Below are 8066 nucleotides of genomic sequence, written 5' to 3'. Positions count from 1 at the left end.
TCTAGAGGGCGAGGGTCGCCAGGTCGACGGCATCGGCCATGGCTTGGGCGCCTCTGTCGTTGAGGTGCATGCCGTCGCCGGCGTCGAGCGCGGGGTGGATGCCGTCGGGATCTTCGGGGTTCCCGACGGCTCGGGCCACATCGAAGACGGCGTCGAAAGCGTCGGTGGCGCGGATCCAGTCGTTCACCTCGCGTCGAGTCGCGAGGCCCTCGGGGGTGCCGATCCCGCGGAGGACGGCGCCGCCGAAGGGGCCGATGGTGGCGGCGAGGATCTTCAGGTCGGCCTGGTGAGCGCGGTGGGCCAGGACCTTGAAGCCCTCGATGAGGGAGTCGGTGGTGGCGAGGGGCTCACCGGTCATGCTGGGCAGGACGAGGTCGTTGATGCCGAAGTGCACCAGGACGTGGGTCAGGCCGGGAACCGCGAGGACGTCGCGCTCGAAGCGCGCCAGCGCGTGCTCGCCGGCGCCGTCTGTCAGCAGGCGGTTTCCTGAGATGCCCTGATTGACGACCCATCCCCGCCTCAGGCGCCGGTTGAGGAAGTCGACGGAACGGTTGTTCGCGCCGGTCGTGGTGCCGACCCCTTCGAACCAGGAGTCGCCGAACGCCACGGCGACCGCGGTGCCGTCCGGGGTGAGCACGTCGATGCCTGAGACGTAGAACCTGGCCTGCGCCTGCTCGGCCTCGGGCAGCGCGGGCGACGTGACGTGGTTGCCGCCGACTATGCGAGCGGTCTCCATGGGCATGTGGGAATAGGTGGCCAGACCGGTCTCCTCAGGGAAATAGAGGCTGAGGACCACGTCGGCGCCGGCGGCGACAGGCAGATCCACCGGATCACTGACGGCCTCTTCCCGCGGCGGGATGGTGAGTTTCTCCGCGCCGTCGAAGGTGAGGGCGGACCGCCCGCGCTCGGTGGCGGCCATAGCGGCGGCGATGGTCACGGGGGTGCGCCCGTAGCGGTTCGTCAGGCGTACGCGGAGACGCTCTCCTCCGCCGGCCATGTGGAGCACCTGACGCAGCGTCTGGTCGGCGAAGCCGTGCGGTGCGGTGAACTTGATCTGCTCGTAGGGACTGATCACTGCGGTACGGAAGCCGGCTGTCCAGATCATGCTCGCTCAATTCGTTGTCATGGGGGATCGCCTCAGTGCCTGGCCCCTGACCAGGCCGTGACAATGTCGCACACGCCGTCCGGCCTGTTGCTCAGTGGACGAGGGCGGAGATTCAGCCTCCGTCGACGCTCAGGGTCTGGCCGGTGACGTAGGAGCTCGCCTCGGACGCGAAGAAGAGCACCGCCTGAGCGATGTCCTCGGGTTCGCCCAAAAGTCCCAGCGCGTACTGGGCGGTCAGGGCGTCCTTGCGCGATGTATGGCGATCACTTCGACGAAGAAGCGGGCATACCTCGCCGCGCCTGGACCCGCCTGGGCCTGCTCACTGGCGAGCCGCAGGGATCCCACGATGGAGTCCCAGCATCAAGCGGAGTTGGGCCAGCAGAACGCCCCGGAAGTCGGCGGGAGACGGCGTGGGATGGTGCAGGACACGGGAGATGACGGCTCCGGTCAGGACGGAGATCAGGAAGTCCGTCACGTCGTCGGGTCCATGGGCGAGTGTGAATTCCCCTTGCTCACCGCCTTCCCGTATCGCCCTCAGAAAGGGCGCCCGGTAGCGCTTCTGTACTTCCGAGCTGTACTCGTGGAGCTCGTCGTCGCGCATGGCGGACCGCCAGAATTCGACGAGCATCCGCCGAGTGTCATCGGAATTGTCCAGACTCCGATCGATCATGACGACCAGTCGCTCCCATGGATCACGTTCAGCCGTGGCCACCCCTTCCAGGGCCGTCACTTCTCGCTCGACGGAAAGTCCCATCGCCTCGATGACCATGTCCTCACGCGAACCGAAGTAATTCTGCAGCGTGCTGATCGCGACACCGCTGGCGGCAGACACGTCGGCGAAACGCGTGTTCTCATAGCCGCGTTCGGCGAGCACGACTATCACCGCATCCAGGACGAGAATTCGTTTCTCCCCGCCTGCACGCCTTTTCCGATTCGCTATAGGCATGGCCGTACCATACGTTCGTGCCTGGTGGCGGTCAAACCAGGTTGGCGCAGGTCCGGGCACATGTGAGTCGCCCCCGTAATCCCGAGATTGCGCACGTACGGCACCGCCGTCCCGGAGTTTCGCGCCCGCGTGGCGATCACGCGTTGCCGTACGCCCGTGCAGCGGGCGACTATGCGGGCGACTATGCGAGCGGCGGGATGTTGTGGTTGTAGCGGAACATGTTGCGCGGGTCGTACGCGGTCTTCGCCGCCTGGAGACGCTTGTAGGTCAGCTCGTCGTACGCCAGTCGCACGCCGTCGGCCGAGGCGTCGGCCGGCGAGAGGTAACTGGGGTGCTTCCGGCCGCCTCCGGACGAACTGAGCCGGTCGATCAGTTCCAGGCCCTCGTCCTTGGAGGCGCTGACATCGCCGGGCGGAACCGCTGTCAACGCGAAGGCGGCGAAGGCGGCGTCCCGCCGCCCCACCGCGTTCGCCGTCTCCGGCGGTGTCCCGAACGCGCCGCCGAGCTGGGTCAGGTTGACCATGGTGATACGCGTGCCCGAACCCGGCCCTGCGACGTCGAGGATCGCTTCCATCGCCGCGGGAGACAACTCGTCGAGCAATACGAAATGCTCCACGGCGGCACCCGGCTCGGTCGGATCATTGGTGATGGAGGCCAGGTGTGCGAAGGGCATGAGGGTCACGGTGTCAGCGAGCACCGGTGCAGCCGCCCGCAGCGGGGCGACCAGCGTTTCACCGTCACGTGCCGAGCCCAGGTAGGCGACCCGAATGGAAACGGTCAGCTTTCCTCGCATGAAATCGGGAATGAAAGGCAGGTCGGGCGCGCGCAGGAAGACGATCGACGACGTCAATTCGTCGGGCGCCGTGGAAGTGAATCGCTGGTAGGCGTGCAGCACATTTCGTGCGTCGTCACCCGAGAAGTGCAGGGCCCCCGCGTACAGTTCCCTTACGGGGAACAGGCTGAACTCCATCGCGGTGACGACACCGAAGTTGCCTTTCCCGCCGAGCAGGGCGAAGAACAGGTCCTCGTCGGAATCCGGTGTGACATGGCGGAGTTCGCCGTCCGCGGTCACGACGTCGATCTCCAGGACGTGGTCGGCCGCGTAGCCGAAGGCCCGCCCCATCGCGATGCTGACCCCGCCGCCGAGCGTGTAGCCGACGACACCGACCTGCGGTGAGGAACCGGCGAGTGGCGCGAGTCCGACTTCGGCGGCCTCTTCCACCACCTGACCCCAGCGGACGCCGGCCTCGACGCGAGCGGTCTGTCTCGCACCGTCAATCCTCACCTCCGTCATGCGACGTGTGGTGATCATGACGGCTTCGCCGGGAACGGACACGGAGGGACCGTGACCGGTGTTGAGGACCGCGACGGGGAGGTCCCGGTCCCGTGCGAAAAGCACCGCCGCCTGGACGTCCGCCACGCTGGTGGCGCCGATGATCACATGTGGACGATGGGCGACGGTCATGTTGAACACCGACGCCTCGTCGGCGAAGCCGTCGTCCTCGGGGAAGAAGACGGGCCCGCTGACGGATGAGCGCAGCAGGGAACTCGGCGGGAGGGGCATGGCGATGCCTTTCTGATCTTGTTTCGCATAGCCGGCACGAACCGGGTGCCGATGACCGCAGGCGCGCCGGAGGCAGTCGTCCATTGCCCGGCGTGTGGGGGTTTGCCGGGCTGGCGAGCTGCGGTCCCTGCCGACCGCCCTGCGTCTTTGTCGAGCCGATCTTCCGACGATCGGCATGGAAGTACGGTATCACCATACCGATTGTGAGCCATCGGCTCGTACCCCCGCTGACGAGCGCATATGCGGTCGGCGCGCGTCCACGCCGGGCCCGCACATGCTTGCATGCGCGCCTCTCCGAGCCCCCTCACTCGGCCAAGCAGACGGACAAATCGCACCGGTATGCCGGTTCTCCGGGCAAGGTGTTCACCGGCGAGCTCGACGGCCCACCCCTCGCCGTCGAGCTCGCCGCCGCCCTGCTGCGCGCCCTTCGAACGAGCCGTGCCCTTGACCAATGAAATGAACGGTCTTTTAATTCGATCATGGGGCGGATCGCGGGCGTCACCGCGGCCGAAACGCGCGAACGGTTGTTGCGCGCGGCGGCCGACGTCTTCGCCGAGCGCGGGTACGACGGCACGCGGGTGGCGGACATCGCCGCGACGGCCGGGGTCAGCAACGGCGCGCTGTACGCGCACTTCGGTTCGAAGGCCGAACTGCTCGTGGCGGCGCTGCGCGCACATGGGCGGCAGTTGCTCGCCGCGGTGCTGGCCGCCGATCCCGATCGGTCCATCACCGAGGTGCTCCTCGCCGTCGGCCGGTGGCTTCCCCGCCGTCGCGACGCCCGGGGCTACCTCATCGTGGAGGCACTGGTCGCGGCGCGCCGCGACGAGGACGTCGCCCGGCCGATGCGGGACTACGTCGGCGAACGCGCCGACTGGGTCGCGGATCTGGTCCGGGCCGGTCAGACGGGAGGCGAACTCGACTCGGCGCTGTCGCCGAACGCGCTCGCCCACTTCTGTCTCCTCCTCGCGATGGGCAGCGCGCTCATCCCGCCGGACCTGCATGCCGTCGGCGACGAGGAGTGGACGGCCCTGCTCAGCCGTGTCGTGACCGCCCTCGCCCCCACCGACATCACTGCACAGAGGGGAGCCACTCAGTGAAAGTGCAGATCGATCCCCAGCGGTGCCATGGACATGGCCGCTGTTACACCCTGGCCCCCGCTCTCTTCGGAGAGGACGACGAGGGCTACGGGCAGGTGATCGGCGACAGCGCCGTCCCACCGGACCAGGAGCACGCGGCCCGCCTGGCGGCGTCCAACTGCCCGGAAAGAGCGATCGACCTGGTCGAGGAGGCCTGACGAATGACGCTCGACGACCGCTTCACCCGCGACTTCCGGGAGACGCGGGGAGACCAGCCCCTCGGCACGCGCAACGAGATCGTCACCGGCCCGGTCTCCGACTGGGCGACCGACTTCTCCCACCTCGAACCCGAATGGGCGGCAGACCCGTATCCCATCCAGGACGACCTCCGCCGGCGGTGCCCCATCGCGCACACCGACCGGTTCGGCGGCGGGTGGCTGCCGACGACCTACGAGGACGTCGCGGCCATCGCGTACGACACCGAGCGTTTCTCCTCGCGGTCGATCATCATGAGCAACTTCCGGCCGCCCCGCGAGCTGGCACCGGTGGGCGGCACACCGCCGATCTCCTCCGACCCGCCGTTCCACCACGACGCCCGCAAGCTGTTACTCCCGGCGTTCACCAAGAACGCGATCGCCAAGCGTGAGGAGTCGACAAGGGCGCTGTGCCACTCGCTCATCGACGCGTTCGAGGGCCGGCAGGACGTCGACGCGGCCCACGACTACGCACAGCACATCCCCATGCGGGTCATCGCCGACATGCTCGGCTTCCCGCCGGAGGACGGCCCGCGATTCCGTGAGTTCATCGAGAACGCACTCGAAGGGATCAACCGGCCGCCGGAAGAGCGCATGGAGCGGATGGCTCTGCTGTTCGACTACCTGCTCGCGCAGATCCGCGACCACGTCGACAACCCACGCGACGACCTGACGACCTATCTCATCAACGCCGAGCTGTACGGCCGCAAGCTCGAACCGGCGCACGTGGCCGGCACGATGGCCCTGCTGCTCATCGCCGGGATCGACACGACCTGGAGCGCGATCGGCGCGTCGTTGTGGCATCTGGCGAAGACCCCGGCCGATCGCACGCGGCTGGTCGCCGAGCCGGAGCTGCTGCCGACCGCGATGGAGGAGTTCCTGCGCGTCTACGCCCCGGTGACGATGGCGCGGCTGGTGAAGGAGGACATGCACTGGAACGGCGTCGACATGAAGGCCGAGGACTGGGTGCTGCTGTCGTTCCCGGCCGCCAACCGCGACCCGGCGCAGTTCGAGCGGGCTGACGAGGTCGTCATCGATCGTGAGGTCAACCGGCACGTCGCGTTCGGACTCGGCATCCACCGCTGCGTGGGCTCGCACCTGGCGCGGATGGAGCTCAAGATCGCCCTCGAGGTCTGGCTCGAGCGGGTCCCGGAGTTCAGCCTCCGCGACCCGGCTGCGGTGACGTGGGCCGCGGGCCAGGTCCGCGGGCCGCGCACGCTTCCGCTTCGCGTCACCTACGCCTGATCGAGCGTCCGCGGGAGGTGAAGACGCGATCGTGTCCTCGCCTCCCGCACCGGTCGTCCCGTTCCTCGCGCTCAGGGAGCCGGATCGCACGACGGCGCCGGTAACCAGCGTTTCGGGCCGCTCAGCCGTCGATGCGGTGGGTGGTCCAGAACGACGACAGGTTGACCGTGGTCGCCGCCTGGGCGGCGGCCTTGAACTCCGCGGTGGTCGAGACCCCGTACCAGTGGGCCGCGGCGTAATTCCGGAGCAGGTTCGTCATCGCCGTCGTGCCGATCGTGCGCCGCAGGTCGTGCAGCGCGCACTTGCCGTAGGTGTAGACCACGGTTCCGTAGCGGTTCGAATGGGCGTCCCAGTAGGCCATCGAGTTGCTGATCTTCTCGGCCGACGACTGCCAGGAGACGTTGTTCCAGCAGTTTGTGCCTGAGACGCCGTTGTACAGGTCGGTCGCGTAGTCGGTGAACGACTCGTCCAGCCACGGGCTGTTGTACTCGTCGTCGCCCACGATGCCGTACCACCACTGGTGGGCGAGTTCGTGCGCCAGAGCCGTGGAACTGATCACGTCGAGCACGAACCCGGGATACTCCATGCCGCCGAACCAGAAGTTGTTGTCCAGCACCACGTCAGCCTCGCCGTACGGGTAGGCGCCGAAGCGTCCGGCGTGGGCGACGAGCGCGTTCTTCGCGGTGGTCATCATCGAGGCGGCGCTGCTCGAACTGATCGAGCTCACCCGGTAGACGTTCACCACCACGCCCGTGGTGGTGGTGCTGGTCGTCTTGACGAACGGCCCGGCCGCCCACGCGAACTCGCGGACGTTGTTCGCGGTGGCCTTGGTGACCGTACGGCCGGACGTCCCCGGCGTGTCGACGGAGGTGCCGGTGGCGGGCACGAGCAGCGAGGTCGGGTGGTCGAGCGTGACCGCGTAGTTGCTGATGAGCGAGTAGAAGGACTCACCGTTGTTGCTGTACGGGTCGAGGTGCCAGCCGCTCGCGTCGCGGACCGCCAGCACGGGAAGCGCGTTGCCGATGAAGTTGTAGGACCCGTCGCGGCCGAACCGGTCGGCGCCGGCGGGCACCACGATGCTCAGGTCGAATCCGACCGACGCGGTCTGGTTCTGGTTGAGCGCGGTAGCGAGAGTGATCTTCAGCGCGGTGCAGGAGACGGACAACGGGGACGGCGTGCCGCCCGTCACGTTGGTCACGGTGACCGGCGTCGACGGGCACGTGCCGTGGTAGTTGTCCCACAGCCGGAGGTAGACCTCGGTCAGCGGATCCGCGGACGGGTTGCTGAAGGTGATGCTCTCGTGCCCGGTCCAGGTGCTTCCCGACGTGTTGCTGGTCAGGGTGACCGTGTAGGACGGCGCTGAGGGAGTTCGGGTGCCGTCCGCCGCGAAGACGGCCGATGGAACACCCCACACGAGGAGGAGTACAGCTGCTGCGCCGATCAGAACTCGTCGGACCATTAGAACGGTTCTCCCTTCGAGCACCCGGGACCCCCGATCTGCCGACGTAATGTAACTGTTTGTCAAGTATCGGTCAATGATCTCTTTTTGCTGGTCGGATCCCGTGTGGGGGACTCGTCCACGGTCGCGCCCGGAGTGGCGACTCTCGCTCTGCTAGTCAAGGTCACCATGGCCGCCGTCCTCATGGCGATCACCTCGGCCGCGGGCGTGTCCCGATGCGTCGTTCATCTGATGCGTTCGTGAACTGTCGGGTCGAACGCAAGGCGCAATGGAGGGGCTCAGCGGTCGTCGCCTGGCGGGGGCACGTGAGGGCAGCTGATCAGCAGGTCGTCTACGGCGGGGGATCGATGGACGCATGGTTGATCGCCGACCGGCGGGGTGAGGGCCGGTCGTTGGAGGTTGGTCGTTAGTGGTTGA

The 8066-nt window shown here is 67.5% G+C and carries 8 protein-coding genes and 1 pseudogene; 4 read left to right on the top strand and 5 right to left on the bottom strand.

From position 1 onward, the window contains the following. Position 1: 1 nt before the first annotated feature. The 4 genes and pseudogenes from Pka01_RS40370 to Pka01_RS40355 all read right to left on the bottom strand — a co-directional run bounded on the left by Pka01_RS40370 (position 2) and on the right by Pka01_RS40355 (position 3615). Complete coding sequence (locus tag Pka01_RS40370; RefSeq protein WP_203888311.1) at positions 2-1105, bottom strand: GDSL-type esterase/lipase family protein; 1104 nt, start codon at positions 1103-1105, stop codon at positions 2-4. 112 nt (positions 1106-1217) lie between these two features. Further along, positions 1218-1352 (bottom strand): annotated as a pseudogene (locus Pka01_RS40365) (SDR family oxidoreductase); the annotation flags it as partial. A 72-nt stretch (positions 1353-1424) separates the two neighbouring features. Beyond that, on the bottom strand, positions 1425-2051 hold the full coding sequence (locus Pka01_RS40360; RefSeq protein ID WP_275414546.1) for a TetR/AcrR family transcriptional regulator: 627 nt from the start codon (positions 2049-2051) through the stop codon (positions 1425-1427). A gap of 181 nt (positions 2052-2232) precedes the next feature. Further along, positions 2233-3615, bottom strand: coding sequence for an FAD-binding oxidoreductase (locus Pka01_RS40355; protein WP_203888309.1), 1383 nt, complete (start codon positions 3613-3615; stop codon positions 2233-2235). A 479-nt stretch (positions 3616-4094) separates the two neighbouring features. On the opposite strand from Pka01_RS40355, the gene Pka01_RS40350 reads away from it, so the two are divergent. Genes Pka01_RS40350 through Pka01_RS40340 form a run of 3 tightly spaced genes read left to right on the top strand, consistent with a single transcriptional unit; the run spans position 4095 to position 6190 of the window. After that, positions 4095-4712, top strand: a complete 618-nt coding sequence (locus Pka01_RS40350; protein ID WP_203888308.1) for a TetR/AcrR family transcriptional regulator — start codon at positions 4095-4097, stop codon at positions 4710-4712. Further along, positions 4709-4909 carry a ferredoxin gene (locus Pka01_RS40345; RefSeq protein ID WP_203888307.1) on the top strand — a complete coding sequence of 67 codons (201 nt, stop codon included), beginning with the start codon at positions 4709-4711 and terminating at the stop codon, positions 4907-4909. The genes Pka01_RS40350 and Pka01_RS40345 overlap by 4 nt, the downstream gene beginning before the upstream one ends. A gap of 3 nt (positions 4910-4912) precedes the next feature. Then, positions 4913-6190: a cytochrome P450 gene (locus Pka01_RS40340; RefSeq protein WP_203888306.1), complete on the top strand. Its 1278-nt coding sequence runs from the start codon at positions 4913-4915 to the stop codon at positions 6188-6190. A gap of 121 nt (positions 6191-6311) precedes the next feature. On the opposite strand, the gene Pka01_RS40335 is transcribed toward Pka01_RS40340, so the two are convergent. Next, the gene (locus tag Pka01_RS40335) at positions 6312-7649 is read right to left on the bottom strand and encodes a M1 family metallopeptidase (protein WP_203888305.1); all 1338 of its coding nucleotides are present in this window, start codon (positions 7647-7649) and stop codon (positions 6312-6314) included. Positions 7650-7754: 105 nt separating this feature from the next. On the opposite strand from Pka01_RS40335, the gene Pka01_RS40330 reads away from it, so the two are divergent. Next, positions 7755-7892: a hypothetical protein gene (locus Pka01_RS40330; protein WP_203888304.1), complete on the top strand. Its 138-nt coding sequence runs from the start codon at positions 7755-7757 to the stop codon at positions 7890-7892. Positions 7893-8066 lie beyond the last annotated feature (174 nt).

Origin of the sequence: Planotetraspora kaengkrachanensis, from assembly GCF_016862895.1 — a bacterium.
GTDB classification, from domain to species: Bacteria; Actinomycetota; Actinomycetes; order Streptosporangiales; family Streptosporangiaceae; genus Planotetraspora; species Planotetraspora kaengkrachanensis.
The sequence above is the reverse complement of the archived record's forward strand: the minus strand, read 5'-3'. Positions and strand labels throughout refer to the sequence as shown.